General features: G+C 54.0%; 11 protein-coding genes, 6 tRNA genes and 3 rRNA genes. All 20 read right to left on the bottom strand.

All coding sequences use genetic code 11. The features are described 5' to 3' along the window. Positions 1 to 12 precede the first annotated feature (12 nt). Complete coding sequence (rpoB, locus tag AB4P96_RS04990; RefSeq protein WP_017135961.1) at positions 13 to 4086, bottom strand: DNA-directed RNA polymerase subunit beta; 4074 nt, start codon at positions 4084 to 4086, stop codon at positions 13 to 15. Positions 4087 to 4305: 219 nt separating this feature from the next. After that, positions 4306 to 4671 carry a 50S ribosomal protein L7/L12 gene (gene rplL / locus AB4P96_RS04985; RefSeq protein ID WP_010566858.1) on the bottom strand — a complete coding sequence of 122 codons (366 nt, stop codon included), beginning with the start codon at positions 4669 to 4671 and terminating at the stop codon, positions 4306 to 4308. 78 nt (positions 4672 to 4749) lie between these two features. Continuing rightward, positions 4750 to 5250 carry a 50S ribosomal protein L10 gene (gene rplJ, locus AB4P96_RS04980; RefSeq protein WP_003176433.1) on the bottom strand — a complete coding sequence of 167 codons (501 nt, stop codon included), beginning with the start codon at positions 5248 to 5250 and terminating at the stop codon, positions 4750 to 4752. 199 nt (positions 5251 to 5449) lie between these two features. Then, positions 5450 to 6145, bottom strand: coding sequence for a 50S ribosomal protein L1 (rplA, locus tag AB4P96_RS04975; protein WP_003232403.1), 696 nt, complete (start codon positions 6143 to 6145; stop codon positions 5450 to 5452). After that, positions 6145 to 6576: a 50S ribosomal protein L11 gene (rplK, locus tag AB4P96_RS04970; protein WP_003176435.1), complete on the bottom strand. Its 432-nt coding sequence runs from the start codon at positions 6574 to 6576 to the stop codon at positions 6145 to 6147. The genes rplA and rplK overlap by 1 nt, the downstream gene beginning before the upstream one ends. A 117-nt stretch (positions 6577 to 6693) precedes the next feature. After that, positions 6694 to 7227, bottom strand: a complete 534-nt coding sequence (gene nusG, locus AB4P96_RS04965) for a transcription termination/antitermination protein NusG (protein ID WP_003176436.1) — start codon at positions 7225 to 7227, stop codon at positions 6694 to 6696. Between the two features lie 9 nt (positions 7228 to 7236). Next, positions 7237 to 7605 carry a preprotein translocase subunit SecE gene (gene secE, locus AB4P96_RS04960; RefSeq protein ID WP_003194658.1) on the bottom strand — a complete coding sequence of 123 codons (369 nt, stop codon included), beginning with the start codon at positions 7603 to 7605 and terminating at the stop codon, positions 7237 to 7239. A gap of 45 nt (positions 7606 to 7650) precedes the next feature. Beyond that, positions 7651 to 7726, bottom strand: a tRNA-Trp gene (locus AB4P96_RS04955). Between the two features lie 161 nt (positions 7727 to 7887). Further along, a tRNA-Thr gene (locus AB4P96_RS04950) sits at positions 7888 to 7963 on the bottom strand. 26 nt (positions 7964 to 7989) lie between these two features. Beyond that, positions 7990 to 8063, bottom strand: a tRNA-Gly gene (locus AB4P96_RS04945). A gap of 24 nt (positions 8064 to 8087) precedes the next feature. Then, a tRNA-Tyr gene (locus AB4P96_RS04940) sits at positions 8088 to 8172 on the bottom strand. A gap of 142 nt (positions 8173 to 8314) precedes the next feature. Beyond that, positions 8315 to 8761 (bottom strand): hypothetical protein, encoded by a 447-nt coding sequence (locus tag AB4P96_RS04935; RefSeq protein WP_017135960.1) that lies wholly within the window; start codon positions 8759 to 8761, stop codon positions 8315 to 8317. A 7-nt stretch (positions 8762 to 8768) separates the two neighbouring features. Then, positions 8769 to 9518, bottom strand: coding sequence for a pantothenate kinase (locus tag AB4P96_RS04930; protein ID WP_017135959.1), 750 nt, complete (start codon positions 9516 to 9518; stop codon positions 8769 to 8771). Continuing rightward, positions 9508 to 10467 carry a bifunctional biotin--[acetyl-CoA-carboxylase] ligase/biotin operon repressor BirA gene (gene birA / locus AB4P96_RS04925; protein WP_017135958.1) on the bottom strand — a complete coding sequence of 320 codons (960 nt, stop codon included), beginning with the start codon at positions 10465 to 10467 and terminating at the stop codon, positions 9508 to 9510. Before birA ends, AB4P96_RS04930 begins: the two co-directional genes overlap by 11 nt. Before the next feature lie 222 nt (positions 10468 to 10689). Next, positions 10690 to 10805 (bottom strand): 5S ribosomal RNA (gene rrf / locus AB4P96_RS04920). Positions 10806 to 10956: 151 nt separating this feature from the next. Beyond that, positions 10957 to 13848 (bottom strand): 23S ribosomal RNA (locus AB4P96_RS04915). Between the two features lie 247 nt (positions 13849 to 14095). Next, positions 14096 to 14171 (bottom strand) — tRNA-Ala (locus AB4P96_RS04910). Between the two features lie 30 nt (positions 14172 to 14201). Continuing rightward, positions 14202 to 14278 (bottom strand) — tRNA-Ile (locus tag AB4P96_RS04905). Between the two features lie 82 nt (positions 14279 to 14360). Further along, a 16S ribosomal RNA gene (locus AB4P96_RS04900) occupies positions 14361 to 15897 on the bottom strand. The 16S, 23S and 5S rRNA genes sit together here with 2 tRNA genes alongside, the layout of an rRNA operon. A 496-nt stretch (positions 15898 to 16393) precedes the next feature. Beyond that, positions 16394 to 17593, bottom strand: coding sequence for a tyrosine--tRNA ligase (gene tyrS, locus AB4P96_RS04895; protein WP_395600554.1), 1200 nt, complete (start codon positions 17591 to 17593; stop codon positions 16394 to 16396). Positions 17594 to 17602 lie beyond the last annotated feature (9 nt).

The raw sequence follows: 17602 nt of genomic DNA, 5'->3' as shown, positions 1-17602 counted from the left end.
TCGCGTCACGTGTTATTCGGTTTCCAGATCGATATCGATGCCGAGGGAACGAATTTCTTTGATCAACACGTTGAAGGACTCGGGCATGCCCGGCTCCATACGGTGATCGCCGTCCACGATGTTTTTGTACATCTTGGTCCGACCGTTCACATCGTCCGACTTCACTGTGAGCATTTCTTGCAGAGTGTATGCAGCACCGTATGCTTCCAGTGCCCAGACCTCCATCTCCCCGAAACGCTGACCACCGAACTGAGCCTTACCACCCAGCGGCTGCTGGGTAACCAGGCTGTACGAACCGGTAGAACGAGCGTGCATCTTGTCGTCTACCAAGTGGTTCAGCTTCAGCATGTACATGTAGCCAACAGTAACCGGGCGCTCAAACTTGTTGCCGGTACGGCCGTCGAACAGCTGCATCTGGCCGCTTTCCGGCAGGTCTGCCAGTTTCAGCATGGCCTTGATTTCGCTTTCCTTGGCACCGTCGAACACCGGGGTAGCCATTGGAACGCCGCCGCGCAGGTTCTTCGCCAGGTCCAGGATTTCCTGGTCGGAGAAGGTGTCCAGCTCTTCGTTGCGACCGCCGATCTCGTTGTAGATCTCGTGCAGGAACTTACGCAGGTCAGCAACCTTGCGCTGCTCTTCGATCATACGGTTGATCTTCTCGCCCAGACCTTTGGCCGCGAGGCCCAGGTGGGTTTCGAGGATCTGACCAACGTTCATACGCGAAGGTACGCCCAACGGGTTGAGGACGACGTCGACCGGGGTGCCATTGGCATCGTGCGGCATGTCTTCAACCGGCATGATCACGGAGACCACACCTTTGTTACCGTGACGACCGGCCATCTTGTCGCCCGGCTGGATGCGGCGACGGATTGCCAGGTAAACCTTGACGATTTTCAGCACGCCTGGAGCCAGGTCATCGCCCTGCTGCAGTTTGCGCTTCTTGTCTTCGAACTTGTCGTCCAGCAGACGGCGGCGATCAACGATGTAGGCCTGGGCCTTCTCGAGCTGCTCGTTCAGAGCATCTTCAGCCATGCGCAGTTTGAACCACTGGCCGTGCTCAAGACCGTCGAGTACTTCGTCGGTGATGTCCTGACCTTTCTTCAGACCTGCGCCGCCTTCAGCCTTGTGGCCTACCAGAGCGGAACGCAGACGTTCGAAGGTCGCGCCTTCAACGATACGGAACTCTTCGTTCAGGTCCTTGCGGATCTCGTCGAGTTGAGTCTTCTCGATGGACAGTGCACGAGCATCACGCTCAACGCCGTCACGGGTGAAGACCTGTACGTCGATGACAGTACCCTTGGTACCGGTAGGTACACGCAGGGAGGTGTCTTTAACGTCGCTGGCTTTTTCACCGAAGATGGCACGCAGCAGCTTCTCTTCCGGAGTCAGTTGGGTCTCGCCTTTCGGAGTGACCTTACCTACCAGGATGTCGCCTGCGCCAACTTCAGCACCTACGTAAACGATACCGGCTTCGTCCAGCTTGTTCAGTGCAGCTTCACCCACGTTCGGGATGTCTGCAGTGATTTCCTCTGGCCCAAGCTTGGTATCACGTGCCACACAGGTCAGTTCCTGAATGTGGATCGTGGTGAAACGGTCTTCTTGAACAACACGCTCGGACAGGCAGATGGAGTCTTCGAAGTTGAAGCCGTTCCATGCCATGAACGCGATGCGCATGTTCTGACCCAGAGCCAGTTCACCCATGTCGGTGGACGGGCCGTCGGCCATGATGTCGCTACGCTGAACGCGGTCACCCTTGCTCACCAGCGGACGCTGGTTGATGCAGGTGTTCTGGTTCGAGCGGGTGTATTTGGTCAGGTTGTAGATGTCGACACCGGCTTCGCCAGTTTCAACTTCATCATCGGCAACACGAACCACGATACGGCTGGCATCAACTGAGTCGATCACGCCGCCACGACGGGCTACGACGCAAACGCCGGAGTCACGGGCTACGTTACGCTCCATGCCGGTACCTACCAGCGGCTTGTCAGCGCGCAGGGTTGGTACAGCTTGACGCTGCATGTTGGAACCCATCAACGCACGGTTGGCGTCATCGTGTTCCAGGAACGGGATCAGCGACGCTGCAACCGAAACTACCTGCTTCGGCGAAACGTCCATCAAGGTGACGTCTTCCGGCGCCTTGACGGTGAACTCGTTCAAGTGACGAACAGCTACCAGCTCGTCGATCAGGACTTTCTTGTCGTTCATCGTGGCCGAAGCCTGAGCGATCACGTGATCAGCTTCTTCGATGGCGGACAGGAATACGATCTCGTCGGTGACCAGAGCGTCTTTCACCACGCGGTACGGGCTCTCGAGGAAGCCGTACTGGTTGGTGCGCGCATAAGCGGCCAGGGAGTTGATCAGACCGATGTTCGGACCTTCCGGCGTTTCGATCGGGCAAACACGACCGTAGTGCGTCGGGTGTACGTCACGAACTTCAAAGCCAGCACGCTCACGGGTCAGACCGCCCGGGCCCAGTGCAGAAACACGGCGCTTGTGGGTGATCTCGGAGAGCGGGTTGTTCTGGTCCATGAACTGGGAAAGCTGGCTGGAACCGAAGAACTCTTTCACTGCCGCAGCCACTGGCTTGGCGTTGATCAGGTCTTGCGGCATCAGGCCTTCGCTTTCAGCCATCGACAGACGCTCTTTGACCGCACGCTCAACACGCACAAGGCCAACGCGGAACTGGTTTTCGGCCATTTCGCCTACGCAGCGAACACGACGGTTACCCAGGTGGTCGATGTCATCGACGATGCCTTTACCGTTACGGATGTCGACCAGAGTCTTCAGTACCGCGACGATATCTTCCTTGCACAGCACGCCCGAACCTTCGATCTCGGTACGACCGATACGACGGTTGAACTTCATCCGGCCGACCGCAGACAGGTCATAACGCTCAGGGCTGAAGAACAGGTTGTTGAACAGGGTCTCGGCAGCGTCTTTGGTCGGTGGCTCACCAGGACGCATCATGCGATAGATCTCGACCAGCGCTTCCAATTGGTTGCTGGTGGAGTCGATCTTCAGTGTGTCGGAGATGAACGGACCGCAGTCGATGTCGTTGGTGTACAGGGTCTCGATGCGAACAACCTGGGCCTTGGCGATTTTTGCCAGGATTTCGGTGTTCAGCTCGGTGTTGCACTCAGCCAGGATTTCGCCTGTAGCCGGGTGAACGATAACCTTGGCGGTGGTGCGACCCAGGACGTAGTCCAGAGGCACTTCCAGCGACTTGATGCCGGCTTTTTCGATCTGGTTGATGTGGCGCGCAGTAATACGACGACCCGCTTCAACGATCACTTTGCCGTTTTCGTCCTGAATGTCCAGAACGGCAATTTCACCACGCAGACGCGAAGCAATCAGCTCCAGGCTGAGGGTTTCATCCTTCAGGCTGAATACGTTGGTGGTATAGAAAGCGTCCAGCACCTGCTCAGTGGTGTAACCGAGCGCGCGCAGCAGTACCGAGGCCGGCAGCTTGCGACGACGGTCGATACGCACGAACACGCAGTCTTTCGGGTCGAACTCGAAGTCCAACCACGAACCGCGGTACGGAATGATCCGCGCGGAGTACAGGAGTTTACCGGAGCTGTGCGTCTTGCCGCGGTCGTGGTCGAAGAACACGCCCGGGGAACGGTGCAGCTGGGAAACAATAACACGCTCGGTACCGTTGATTACGAAGGTACCGTTTTCAGTCATCAGTGGGATTTCGCCCATGTAGACTTCTTGCTCTTTGATGTCCTTGATCGCTTTGTTCGACGATTCTTTGTCGAAAATGATCAGGCGGACTTTTACCCGCAAAGGTACGGCGTACGTAACACCGCGCAACACGCATTCTTTGACATCAAATGCCGGTTCGCCCAGGCGATAACCCACGTACTCCAGCGCAGCATTGCCGGAGTAGCTGATGATCGGGAAAACGGATTTGAAGGCCGCATGCAGGCCCACGTCGCGGAACTGATCTTTGGTCGCTCCCGCCTGCAAGAATTCACGATACGAATCCAGCTGGATAGCCAGAAGGTACGGGACATCCATGACGTCCGGCAACTTGCTAAAGTCCTTGCGGATACGTTTTTTCTCAGTATATGAGTAAGCCATCAGCGTTCCCCAGCTTGGTCACCTGCTTGTTTGGCCCCTCCGACGGGAGCAGCCAGAAAATCTTGCAAACCCCATGGTTTGCACCACCGCATCGGGTGGTTACAGCGCGTAATTGGCGGCGACCGAGTCGACAGCCAAGAACGGAAAAAGGCCGGTGGCAAGAGCCACCAGCCATCAGCCTTCAGCTTAACGCTTGGGCTGGAGACGCAAGGTCGATGCTTACTTCAGCTCGACTTTAGCGCCTGCTTCTTCCAGCACTGCTTTAGCTTTGTCAGCGGCGTCTTTCGACACTGCTTCCAGAACCTGGGCAGGAGCGCCGTCAACTACAGCCTTGGCTTCTTTCAGGCCCAGACCGGTCAGTTCACGAACTGCCTTGATCACGTTTACTTTCTTCTCGCCAGCTTCCAGCAGCATGACGTTGAATTCGGTTTGCTCTTCAGCAGCAACAGCAGCAACAGCTGGGCCAGCGGAAGCAGCGGCAGCGGAAACGCCGAATTTTTCTTCGAAAGCTTTGATCAGCTCAACAACCTGCAGAACCGACATTTCAGCTACGGCGTTGAGGATATCTTCTTGGGAGATAGACATTACTGTATTTCCTGAATTGGGGGACGGCCTACGCGGCCATCGAAATAAACAAAAATACGCGAAAGGAGGTGCTCAGCCTTAGGCTGCGGCAGCTTCTTTTTGCTCGCGAACTGCGGCCAGAGTACGAGCCAACTTGCTGGTAGCGCCTTGAATCACGCTCATCAGCTGAGAAATAGCTTCGTTACGGGTCGGCAGTGTTGCCAGTACGTCGATTTGGTTAGCTGCGAGGAACTTGCCCTCGAACGCAGCTGCCTTGATCTCGAACTTATCCTGACTCTTGGCGAATTCCTTGAACAAACGGGCAGCAGCACCCGGGTGATCTTTGGAGAACGCGATCAGAGTCGGGCCGGTGAACACGTCATTGAGAACACTGTATTCAGTGTCAGCAACAGCGCGCTTGAGCAGGGTATTACGTACAACACGTACGTATACGCCAGCTTCACGAGCCTCTTTACGGAGTCCGGTCATAGCGCCTACTGTCACACCACGGGCATCAGCCACGACAGCGGACAGAGCAGCTTTGGCAGCCTCGTTGACTTCAGCGACGATGGCCTTCTTGTCTTCGAGATTAATTGCCACGGGTTTAACTCCTGCTTGTTACCGTTTCATCTGGCCGAAGCCGGATGTCGTTTTGGTGTCTGATTCGGTAAGGAACCGGGAGCACCATCTGCGTAGGCTTGAGGTTTAAGGCTTGCGCCGCCTACGGTCTTGGATAGCCCCCGCCAGGCAGGGACCCCAATTTTTTCAATTGGCGCGATCTCTCGCACCAACGTATTTCTTATACGTCCAGCGAGCCTTGGTCGATGACCAGACCTGGGCCCATAGTGGTGCTCAGGGTAACGCGCTTGACGTAGATACCTTTCGAAGAAGCTGGCTTGATACGCTTCAGATCAGCGATCAGGGCTTCAACGTTTTCCTTCAGCTTGACGGCATCGAAGCCGACTTTGCCAACGGAGGTGTGAATGATGCCGTTTTTGTCGGTGCGATAACGAACCTGACCAGCCTTGGCGTTTTTAACCGCGGTAGCTACGTCTGGCGTTACGGTGCCGACTTTAGGGTTAGGCATCAGACCACGTGGACCGAGGATCTGACCCAACTGACCTACAACGCGCATTGCATCCGGGGAAGCAATAACTACGTCGTAGTTCAGGTCGCCGCCTTTCATTTCGGCAGCCAGGTCGTCCATGCCAACGCGATCAGCGCCGGCGGCCAGAGCAGCTTCAGCTGCCGGGCCTTGGGTGAAGACAGCAACACGTACAGTCTTGCCAGTACCGTGTGGCAGCACAGTAGCGCTACGAACGACCTGGTCGGATTTACGTGGGTCAACACCCAGGTTTACAGCAACGTCAACGGACTCGCTGAACTTGACAGTCGACAGCTCGGTCAGCAGGGCAGCGGCGTCTACAAAGTTGTAGGCCTTGCCTGCTTCGATTTTGCCGGCGATAGCCTTTTGGCGCTTGGTCAGCTTAGCCATTACACACCCTCCACGTTAAGGCCCATGCTACGAGCAGAACCGGCGATGGTACGCACGGCTGCATCCATATCAGCTGCAGTCAGATCCGCGTTTTTGGTTTTCGCGATTTCTTCCAGCTGAGCACGAGTTACGGTGCCAACCTTAACGGTGTTAGGACGAGCGGAACCGCTAGTCAGACCAGCAGCTTTCTTCAGCAAAACCGAAGCCGGGGTCGACTTGGTTTCGAAAGTGAAGCTACGGTCGCTGTATACAGTGATGATCACTGGAGTCGGCAGACCTGGCTCAAGACCCTGAGTACGGGCGTTGAAGGCCTTGCAGAATTCCATGATGTTCACGCCGTGCTGACCCAGAGCCGGGCCGACAGGTGGACTTGGGTTGGCCTGAGCGGCCTTCACTTGCAGCTTGATGTAAGCGGTAATCTTCTTGGCCATGAGGCACTCCAATTACGGGTTCAAGCGCCTCGAAAGGCTCCCCGGTTACTTGCGCGTTTATCCCAGTGACGACAAAACCCCACAGCCTAAGGCTGCGGGGTTGGGATGCTTGCTCAGCTAGACCTTCTCGACCTGGCTGAACTCCAACTCTACCGGAGTAGAGCGACCGAAAATGAGCACTGCCACTTGGATCCGGCTCTTTTCGTAGTTAACTTCTTCGACGGTGCCGTTGAAATCAGCAAACGGACCATCTGTGACACGAACAACCTCACCCGGCTCGAACAACGTCTTCGGCTTAGGCTTGTCGCTACCGTCAGCAACGCGACGCAGAATTGCTTCCGCCTCTTTGTCGGTGATCGGAGCAGGCTTATCAGCAGTACCGCCGATGAAACCCATGACACGAGGAGTGTCCTTGACCAAGTGCCAAGTACCTTCATTCATGTCCATCTGAACCAGCACGTAGCCAGGGAAGAACTTGCGTTCGCTTTTGCGCTTCTGACCATTCCGCATTTCAACCACTTCTTCAGTGGGAACCAGAATTTCGCCGAAGCCATCTTCCATGCCTGCAAGCTTTACGCGCTCTAGCAAAGAGCGCATAACATGCTTCTCGTAACCCGAGTAAGCATGCACAACGTACCAACGCTTAGCCACGGGACACCCTTAGCCAACAATCAAGGAAACAAGCCAGCCGAGCAGGGAATCAAGCCCCCACAACAGCAACGCCATAACCAGAACAACAGCCACAACAATCAATGTGGTCTGCGTGGTTTCTTGGCGAGTCGGCCAAACGACTTTACGAATTTCGGTGCGAGCTTCCTTTACCAGGACCGCGAAAGACTTGCCTTTGGCAGTCTGCAGGCCTACAAAGGCAGCTACAGCAGCAAGAGCGAGCAAAGCGAGTACGCGGTACAGGATCGGCGAAGCAGAGTAGTACTGATTGCCAACAACGCCTACGACCACCAACGCGACCACAGCGAGCCACTTGACGAGATCGAAACGAGAGCTTTGAGCTTCAGCCTTAGGAGTCATCTATGAAGATCCTGTGAAAAGAAAGCCAGACACACCACGTGAATCTGGCAGGTCAGGAGGGAATCGAACCCCCAACCTACGGTTTTGGAGACCGTCGCTCTGCCAATTGAGCTACTGACCTAAAACAAAATCAGGCCGACCATTATGCAGGCCTGAAAAAGACTTTACAACAACCAACCCCACTAGACTTGAAATCACCTGGCAACAAAGCCAAATGCAACACCAACAAGCCGAGGCAGCTGTTAAAACAAAGGCAGATATTTTCATATCTGCCTTGTTATATGGAGCTCTTGAGCGGATTTGAACCGCTGACCTCACCCTTACCAAGGGTGTGCTCTACCAACTGAGCTACAAGAGCAAAACACATTGCACAACCTGCAAACTTGGAGCGGGTAGCGGGAATCGAACCCGCATCATCAGCTTGGAAGGCTGAGGTTCTACCACTAAACTATACCCGCGGAGCTTGCAGCTCACGCTAAAAATGGTGGAGGGGGAAGGATTCGAACCTTCGAAGTCGTAGACGTCAGATTTACAGTCTGATCCCTTTGGCCGCTCGGGAACCCCTCCTAAGCGAGCCGGCATTCTACATCACGCCGGCCTTCTGTCAAGCATTTTCTCATTAAAAATATGAGGTTAGCTGCGTTGACCTTCGCTTCACGCTGTAGACCGTAAAGGTCTTCACTGCGAAGCGGGCGCCATTCTATGCAAACTATTCGACAGTTGCAACGCCTTCGCACAACATTATTTTATGTTTTAACTCATTGAATTCCTTAGCAAGGTTTTCAAACGGCAGATCCTCAGCCAACCTCCTGCTTTCAGGGGCGACACGAAGCCAATAGCCGGAGGCATCAGGCGTATTGAGGAGAAGCACTTTGACCTTTATATCCAGGCTTATGAGGCGCTGCTCTACCGACTGGGCCTGGCGCTGATCAGCGAAACCACCGATGTATAGACACGTACTTTGTGCGTCAGGCGCTTTTGCCCGGTCGCGCCGAACCATGGGGTCAGAGGATTCACTCAATAGGCGAATATCCTGCTGAGAGCCCTTATAGAGACTCAGTGGCGTTACATCTTTAGCACGCAATGGGGCTTCCTGTTGATGCCAGATGTAATAGAAGGCATTGAGAACGAGCAAAAGCAAAAACAGCCAACGCATAAATACCTCAGGACAAAGGGCACGCCATCGCCAGACCAACAAAAACCAGATCAGGAACAAAACGAGCGTGAGGCACGGCATCGGAGACCAGGTCAGCATCCCCGCCAGTCAGAAAAACCGTGAAGTCATTCCCCCAATAGCTCCGAGCCAACTCAAGCTGTGTCAAAACAAACCCTCTGAGCATCAGCGTACAACCCCGCTCAACGGCTTCCACAGTCGTCCGCCCCGGCGAGAGGCGTGCCAGGGCCTGCTCTGCCGCAATATCGTCGTAGCGGATTTTGCGCGTGTGCGTTCGCAACTGGCTGCGCATGAGGGGCATTCCCGGGCAAATGAAGCCGCCAAGGTGCTCACCATCGGCAGCAATAAAGTCTGCAGTGGCTGCGGTACCGAAATCGAGTACCAGGCAGGCACCTGATGCCAGCTTGAAACCACCGAGCATTGCCAACCAACGATCCAGCCCAAGACGCTCAAACTCTTCGTAGCCGTTACGTACACCCGCCGCCTCCCTCGCTGAGACAGCACAAGACACAACAACCCCAAATGCCCCCTGCAATGCCTCAACCAACTGCCCGGTCTCTTCGGAGGCCCGAACACTTACCAGGCGGCAGCGCGTCAATGACAACCCCGGGATTGCCTTCAGGCCCTCGATCAACTCAAGGTCCGAGCCGACAACACCCTCAGCGGACGCCCTGGCCATAGGCGAATCGAGCACACGCCACTTGATAAAGCTATTCCCACAGTCGAGCTCAAGAATCATCACGCAACCTCAGGCTTAACTCACCGCCGCTGTATATTTTCTCGACACCCTCGACACTCAGCCGCAGCGCGCCCTGGTGATCAACACCCAGCACCACACCATCAATCTGGTTAACACCCGCGATAAGAGATACGGCCTTACCCTGCCACAAATGATTTCGCTCCCACTCTTCCTGAAGCGCAGCAAAACCGAAAGCCTTATGTCGCTCCAGGTGACTTTGCAACTGCAGTCCAAGGCGTGCGACCAAGTGATTTCGGTCGACAGGGGAGCCCGTCTCCAACTGCGCCGACGTCCACTGCTGATCGACCTCTGCCGCCTTCTGCATATTTACGTTGATCCCTATACCGAGCACAACATGGCAAACATCAGCGGGATCTCCAACCAACTCCAGCAAGATACCGGCAATTTTTTTCTGCCCAACCAGGACGTCATTCGGCCATTTCAAGGCGGCGCCCTGGACACCCAACTCACGCAGGGCCTGCATGACTGCCAATCCGACGACAAGGCTAAGCCCTTCCAACTGCCTCAGCCCGCCGTCAATGCGCAATACGAGGCTGTAATACAGGTTTTGAGCAAACGGACTGACCCACTTGCGGCCCCGCCTCCCTCTTCCCGCCGTTTGCTGCTCCGCAAGCACCAGAAATGGCGCCGCGCAACCTGTGCCGACGAGGCGCAAAGCCTCGGCATTGGTGGAGTCTATGGAGTCAGAGATGTAAACAGGCCACGCCAAAGCAGGAGCGCGCTCTTGAATTTCTTCAGCACTCAAGAACACCAATGGAGATGCTAGCTGGTACCCCCTGCCGCGAATTTTATGAATGGGCAGGTTCAATTCAGACTCCAGATGCTGGAGCTGCTTCCAAACAGCACTGCGGCTGACACCCAGGGCAGCACCGAGCGCCTCTCCGGAGTGGAATCGACCATCTTTGAGAAGTGTTAACAACGTCAGCATGCAAGCATCGCCTCACAATGAGGCACGCATGATAGCCATGCGCAAGGTCATTGCATAGAAAGGACAGGATTTAGCACTGGAGGCGGCTGCAAAGCAGGCTTACGTGGCATCTCAGCCTGGACGCGTTGTGATTAACGCCACTCGTGAGCGAGATTTACGCCTAAACGAGCGCCAAAAACAAAACCCCTGATTGCGTTAGCAATCAGGGGTTTTGGAATTTAATCTTGACGATGACCTACTCTCACATGGGGAAACCCCACACTACCATCGGCGATGCATCGTTTCACTACTGAGTTCGGGATGGGATCAGGTGGTTCCAATGCTCTATGGTCGTCAAGAAATTCGGGTACTGAGTCGTAGCCATATGGCTTCGCTTCAGCAAATTGGGTATGTGACAGCTTTCGGTGTTTTGTGAGCGTCGAACTTTCGGTTCATTGCGTCTTCACACACCGCAATCTGGCCTTTCGACTCAAATTGCTTGGGTGTTATATGGTCAAGCCTCACGGGCAATTAGTATTGGTTAGCTCAACGCCTCACAGCGCTTACACACCCAACCTATCAACGTCGTAGTCTTCGACGGCCCTTCAGGGAACTCAAGGTTCCAGTGAGATCTCATCTTGAGGCTAGTTTCCCGCTTAGATGCTTTCAGCGGTTATCTATTCCGAACATAGCTACCCGGCAATGCCACTGGCGTGACAACCGGAACACCAGAGGTTCGTCCACTCCGGTCCTCTCGTACTAGGAGCAGCCCCTCTCAAATCTCAAACGTCCACGGCAGATAGGGACCGAACTGTCTCACGACGTTCTAAACCCAGCTCGCGTACCACTTTAAATGGCGAACAGCCATACCCTTGGGACCGGCTTCAGCCCCAGGATGTGATGAGCCGACATCGAGGTGCCAAACACCGCCGTCGATATGAACTCTTGGGCGGTATCAGCCTGTTATCCCCGGAGTACCTTTTATCCGTTGAGCGATGGCCCTTCCATACAGAACCACCGGATCACTAAGACCTACTTTCGTACCTGCTCGACGTGTCTGTCTCGCAGTCAAGCGCGCTTTTGCCTTTATACTCTACGACCGATTTCCGACCGGTCTGAGCGCACCTTCGTACTCCTCCGTTACTCTTTAGGAGGAGACCGCCCCAGTCAAACTACCCACCATACACTGTCCTCGATCCGGATAACGGACCTGAGTTAGAACCTCAAAGTTGCCAGGGTGGTATTTCAAGGTTGGCTCCACGCAGACTGGCGTCCACGCTTCAAAGCCTCCCACCTATCCTACACAAGCAAATTCAAAGTCCAGTGCAAAGCTATAGTAAAGGTTCACGGGGTCTTTCCGTCTAGCCGCGGATACACTGCATCTTCACAGCGATTTCAATTTCACTGAGTCTCGGGTGGAGACAGCGCCGCCATCGTTACGCCATTCGTGCAGGTCGGAACTTACCCGACAAGGAATTTCGCTACCTTAGGACCGTTATAGTTACGGCCGCCGTTTACCGGGGCTTCGATCAAGAGCTTCGCGTTAGCTAACCCCATCAATTAACCTTCCGGCACCGGGCAGGCGTCACACCCTATACGTCCACTTTCGTGTTTGCAGAGTGCTGTGTTTTTAATAAACAGTCGCAGCGGCCTGGTATCTTCGACCGGCATGAGCTTACGGAGCAAGTCCTTCACCCTCACCGGCGCACCTTCTCCCGAAGTTACGGTGCCATTTTGCCTAGTTCCTTCACCCGAGTTCTCTCAAGCGCCTTGGTATTCTCTACCCAACCACCTGTGTCGGTTTGGGGTACGGTTCCTGGTTACCTGAAGCTTAGAAGCTTTTCTTGGAAGCATGGCATCAACCACTTCGTTAACTAAAAGTTAACTCGTCATCAGCTCTCGGCCTTAGAATCCCGGATTTACCTAAGATTCCAGCCTACCACCTTAAACTTGGACAACCAACGCCAAGCTGGCCTAGCCTTCTCCGTCCCTCCATCGCAATAACCAGAAGTACAGGAATATTAACCTGTTTTCCATCGACTACGCTTTTCAGCCTCGCCTTAGGGACCGACTAACCCTGCGTCGATTAACGTTGCGCAGGAAACCTTGGTCTTTCGGCGTGGGTGTTTTTCACACCCATTGTCGTTACTCATGTCAGCATTCGCACTTCTGATACCTCCAGCAAGCTTCTCAACTCACCTTCACAGGCTTACAGAACGCTCCTCTACCGCATCACTTACGTGATACCCGTAGCTTCGGTGTATGGTTTGAGCCCCGTTACATCTTCCGCGCAGGCCGACTCGACTAGTGAGCTATTACGCTTTCTTTAAAGGGTGGCTGCTTCTAAGCCAACCTCCTAGCTGTCTAAGCCTTCCCACATCGTTTCCCACTTAACCATAACTTTGGGACCTTAGCTGACGGTCTGGGTTGTTTCCCTTTTCACGACGGACGTTAGCACCCGCCGTGTGTCTCCCATGCTCGGCACTTGTAGGTATTCGGAGTTTGCATCGGTTTGGTAAGTCGGGATGACCCCCTAGCCGAAACAGTGCTCTACCCCCTACAGTGATACATGAGGCGCTACCTAAATAGCTTTCGAGGAGAACCAGCTATCTCCGAGCTTGATTAGCCTTTCACTCCGATCCACAGGTCATCCGCTAACTTTTCAACGGTAGTCGGTTCGGTCCTCCAGTTAGTGTTACCCAACCTTCAACCTGCCCATGGATAGATCGCCCGGTTTCGGGTCTATTCCCAGCGACTAGACGCCCTATTAAGACTCGCTTTCGCTACGCCTCCCCTATTCGGTTAAGCTCGCCACTGAAAATAAGTCGCTGACCCATTATACAAAAGGTACGCAGTCACCCAACAAAGTGGGCTCCCACTGCTTGTACGCATACGGTTTCAGGATCTATTTCACTCCCCTCTCCGGGGTTCTTTTCGCCTTTCCCTCACGGTACTAGTTCACTATCGGTCAGTCAGTAGTATTTAGCCTTGGAGGATGGTCCCCCCATATTCAGACAAAGTTTCTCGTGCTCCGTCCTACTCGATTTCATGACTAAGAGATTTTCGCGTACAGGGCTATCACCCACTATGGCCGCACTTTCCAGAGCGTTCCGCTAATCTCAAAGCCACTTAAGGGCTAGTCCCCGTTCGCTCGCCACTACTAAGGGAATCTCGGTTGATTTCTTTTCCTCAGGGTACTTAGATGTTTCAGTTCCCCTGGTTCGCCTCTTACGCCTATGTATTCAGCGTAAGATAACCATCTTATGATGGCTGGGTTCCCCCATTCAGACATCTCCGGATCAAAGTCTGTTTGCCGACTCCCCGAAGCTTTTCGCAGGCTACCACGTCTTTCATCGCCTCTGACTGCCAAGGCATCCACCGTATGCGCTTCTTCACTTGACCATATAACCCCAAGCAATCTGGTTATACTGTGAAGACAACATTCGCCGAAAATTCGAATTTCTCAACTAAGAGAACTCACAAATTTTACCTTAGCCTGATCCGTTACCAGTGAAAGTAACGTTCAGTCTATCTTTCTATCACATACCCAAATTTTTAAAGAACGATCTAATCAAAGACTAGAAATCAACATTCATCATCAACCTGATGGAATGCTCATTTCTAAGCTTTCTTAACGTAGAAGCAGTAGTGGTGGAGCCAAACGGGATCGAACCGTTGACCTCCTGCGTGCAAGGCAGGCGCTCTCCCAGCTGAGCTATGGCCCCGTATTTCTACAGGCGTTTCCCACACAAAATTGGTGGGTCTGGGCAGATTCGAACTGCCGACCTCACCCTTATCAGGGGTGCGCTCTAACCAACTGAGCTACAGACCCAATTTCGGGCTGCTTCTTATCGTCTTCTTCAATGAATCAAGCAATTCGTGTGGGAACTTATGGAGCAGCTGATGTCGTCGATTAAGGAGGTGATCCAGCCGCAGGTTCCCCTACGGCTACCTTGTTACGACTTCACCCCAGTCATGAATCACACCGTGGTAACCGTCCTCCCGAAGGTTAGACTAGCTACTTCTGGTGCAACCCACTCCCATGGTGTGACGGGCGGTGTGTACAAGGCCCGGGAACGTATTCACCGCGACATTCTGATTCGCGATTACTAGCGATTCCGACTTCACGCAGTCGAGTTGCAGACTGCGATCCGGACTACGATCGGTTTTGTGGGATTAGCTCCACCTCGCGGCTTGGCAACCCTCTGTACCGACCATTGTAGCACGTGTGTAGCCCAGGCCGTAAGGGCCATGATGACTTGACGTCATCCCCACCTTCCTCCGGTTTGTCACCGGCAGTCTCCTTAGAGTGCCCACCATGACGTGCTGGTAACTAAGGACAAGGGTTGCGCTCGTTACGGGACTTAACCCAACATCTCACGACACGAGCTGACGACAGCCATGCAGCACCTGTCTCAATGTTCCCGAAGGCACCAATCTATCTCTAGAAAGTTCATTGGATGTCAAGGCCTGGTAAGGTTCTTCGCGTTGCTTCGAATTAAACCACATGCTCCACCGCTTGTGCGGGCCCCCGTCAATTCATTTGAGTTTTAACCTTGCGGCCGTACTCCCCAGGCGGTCAACTTAATGCGTTAGCTGCGCCACTAAAAGCTCAAGGCTTCCAACGGCTAGTTGACATCGTTTACGGCGTGGACTACCAGGGTATCTAATCCTGTTTGCTCCCCACGCTTTCGCACCTCAGTGTCAGTATTAGTCCAGGTGGTCGCCTTCGCCACTGGTGTTCCTTCCTATATCTACGCATTTCACCGCTACACAGGAAATTCCACCACCCTCTACCATACTCTAGTCAGTCAGTTTTGAATGCAGTTCCCAGGTTGAGCCCGGGGATTTCACATCCAACTTAACAAACCACCTACGCGCGCTTTACGCCCAGTAATTCCGATTAACGCTTGCACCCTCTGTATTACCGCGGCTGCTGGCACAGAGTTAGCCGGTGCTTATTCTGTCGGTAACGTCAAAACAGCAAAGTATTAATTTACTGCCCTTCCTCCCAACTTAAAGTGCTTTACAATCCGAAGACCTTCTTCACACACGCGGCATGGCTGGATCAGGCTTTCGCCCATTGTCCAATATTCCCCACTGCTGCCTCCCGTAGGAGTCTGGACCGTGTCTCAGTTCCAGTGTGACTGATCATCCTCTCAGACCAGTTACGGATCGTCGCCTTGGTGAGCCATTACCTCACCAACTAGCTAATCCGACCTAGGCTCATCTGATAGCGCAAGGCCCGAAGGTCCCCTGCTTTCTCCCGTAGGACGTATGCGGTATTAGCGTCCGTTTCCGAACGTTATCCCCCACTACCAGGCAGATTCCTAGGCATTACTCACCCGTCCGCCGCTCTCAAGAGGAGCAAGCTCCTCTCTACCGCTCGACTTGCATGTGTTAGGCCTGCCGCCAGCGTTCAATCTGAGCCATGATCAAACTCTTCAGTTCAAACATCTTTGGGTTTTTAAGAAACCCTAAACTTGGCTCAGCAATCGTTGGTTACATCTTTGATTTCTCGCGGAGTAACTTGTGATGCTGATAATCTTGTTGACTATCAGTCTGACTCCACAAGCACCCACACGAATTGCTTGATTCAGTTGTTAAAGAGCGGTTGGTTAAGATCTTTCGTCTCAACCGAGGCGCGCATTCTACAGCAGCCTCACTTGCTGTCAAGTGATTATTTTCAGAAGCTTTCGAAGAATTCTTCAACAACTTCAACCACTTGCGCTTACGATCTCTCGTTAGCGGGAGGCGAATTCTACAGCGTTACACGCTGCTGTCAACACCTCTTTTTCAACTTCCTTTTGGCTTCGATGAACTGAAGCAACTTGCTGCCGAAAACTTCGTAACTCGTTGTTTAACAAGGAGTTTTCCGTTTCGACTGCGCCGGAAGTGGGGCGAATTATAGACAGATATAAAACGCCGTCAATCCCTCATTTCAGTTTTATTCGGCTTTGAGCGTAATACGCGCAAATGCCTTCTTTCCAGCCTGACAAACGTGGGTAGCGCCCAGCTCGTAGATAAAGGTGCGATCGACAACCTCACCATCTATACGCACACCACCGGAACTCAACAGGTCGCGCGCGACCGCGGAGTTCTTAACCAGGCCCGCCTTATTAAGTACAGCAGCAATCGGCATCGCCTCAGACGCAGCCAATTCGATCTCTGGCAGATCATCCGGCAGCTCGCCATCCTTCATGCGGTTACCGGCCGCGCGGTGAGCACTGGCCGCAGCCTCTTCACCATGGAAGCGCGCGACGATTTCTTCCGCCAACTTGATCTTCACGTCACGAGGGTTCGCACCCGCCTCGACTTCAGCGCGCAACGCATTGATCTCATCCATCGAGCGGAAGCTCAACAGCTCGAAATAACGCCACATCAGCGCATCAGGAATCGACACAAGCTTGCCGTACATCACACCCGGCGCCTCCTGGATACCGACGTAGTTACCCAGGGACTTGGACATCTTCTTGACGCCATCCAACCCTTCCAGCAACGGCATGGTCAGAATGCACTGAGCTTCTTGCCCATACGCACGCTGCAGCTCGCGCCCCATCAGCAGGTTGAACTTCTGGTCAGTGCCGCCCAGCTCGACGTCCGCGCGCAATGCCACCGAGTCATAGCCCTGCACCAGCGGGTAGAGGAACTCGTGAATCGCGATCGGCTGATTGGTGGAATAACGCTTATCGAAGTCATCACGCTCAAGCATGCGTGCCACGGTGTATTGGGAAGTCAGGCGAATGAAGTCGGCCGGCCCCATCTGATCCATCCAGGTGGAGTTGAACGCCACCTCGGTCTTGGCCGGATCAAGAATCTTGAACACTTGAGTCTTGTAGGTCTCGGCATTATCGAGAACCTGCTCACGGGTCAGCGGCGGACGCGTTGCGCTTTTGCCGCTCGGATCACCGATCATCCCGGTGAAGTCACCTATAAGGAAGATGACTTGATGCCCCAGCTCCTGGAACTGGCGCAGCTTATTAATAAGCACGGTATGACCCAGGTGCAGATCCGGCGCGGTCGGATCGAAGCCAGCCTTAATACGCAGGGGTTGGCCACGCTTGAGCTTTTCGATCAGCTCGGCCTCGACCAACAGTTCTTCCGCACCACGTTTTATCAGCGCTAGCTGCTCTTCAACCGACTTCATAACAGACCC

The sequence above is a fragment of the Pseudomonas sp. B19125 genome (assembly GCF_044218855.1).
Lineage (GTDB): Bacteria > Pseudomonadota > Gammaproteobacteria > Pseudomonadales > Pseudomonadaceae > Aquipseudomonas > Aquipseudomonas edaphica.
Note: the sequence above shows the minus strand (reverse complement) of the source record. Positions and strands in the feature narration are given on the sequence as shown.

Coding starts and splice junctions, on each gene's coding strand:
- rpoB (WP_017135961.1), bottom strand. CDS start 4,086: ATGGCTTACTCATATACTGAGAAAAAACGTATCCGCAAGGACTTTAGC.
- rplL (WP_010566858.1), bottom strand. CDS start 4,671: ATGTCTATCTCCCAAGAAGATATCCTCAACGCCGTAGCTGAAATGTCG.
- rplA (WP_003232403.1), bottom strand. CDS start 6,145: ATGGCTAAGCTGACCAAGCGCCAAAAGGCTATCGCCGGCAAAATCGAA.
- rplK (WP_003176435.1), bottom strand. CDS start 6,576: ATGGCCAAGAAGATTACCGCTTACATCAAGCTGCAAGTGAAGGCCGCT.
- secE (WP_003194658.1), bottom strand. CDS start 7,605: ATGACTCCTAAGGCTGAAGCTCAAAGCTCTCGTTTCGATCTCGTCAAG.
- AB4P96_RS04935 (WP_017135960.1), bottom strand. CDS start 8,761: ATGCGTTGGCTGTTTTTGCTTTTGCTCGTTCTCAATGCCTTCTATTAC.
- AB4P96_RS04930 (WP_017135959.1), bottom strand. CDS start 9,518: ATGATTCTTGAGCTCGACTGTGGGAATAGCTTTATCAAGTGGCGTGTG.
- birA (WP_017135958.1), bottom strand. CDS start 10,467: ATGCTGACGTTGTTAACACTTCTCAAAGATGGTCGATTCCACTCCGGA.
- tyrS (WP_395600554.1), bottom strand. CDS start 17,593: ATGAAGTCGGTTGAAGAGCAGCTAGCGCTGATAAAACGTGGTGCGGAA.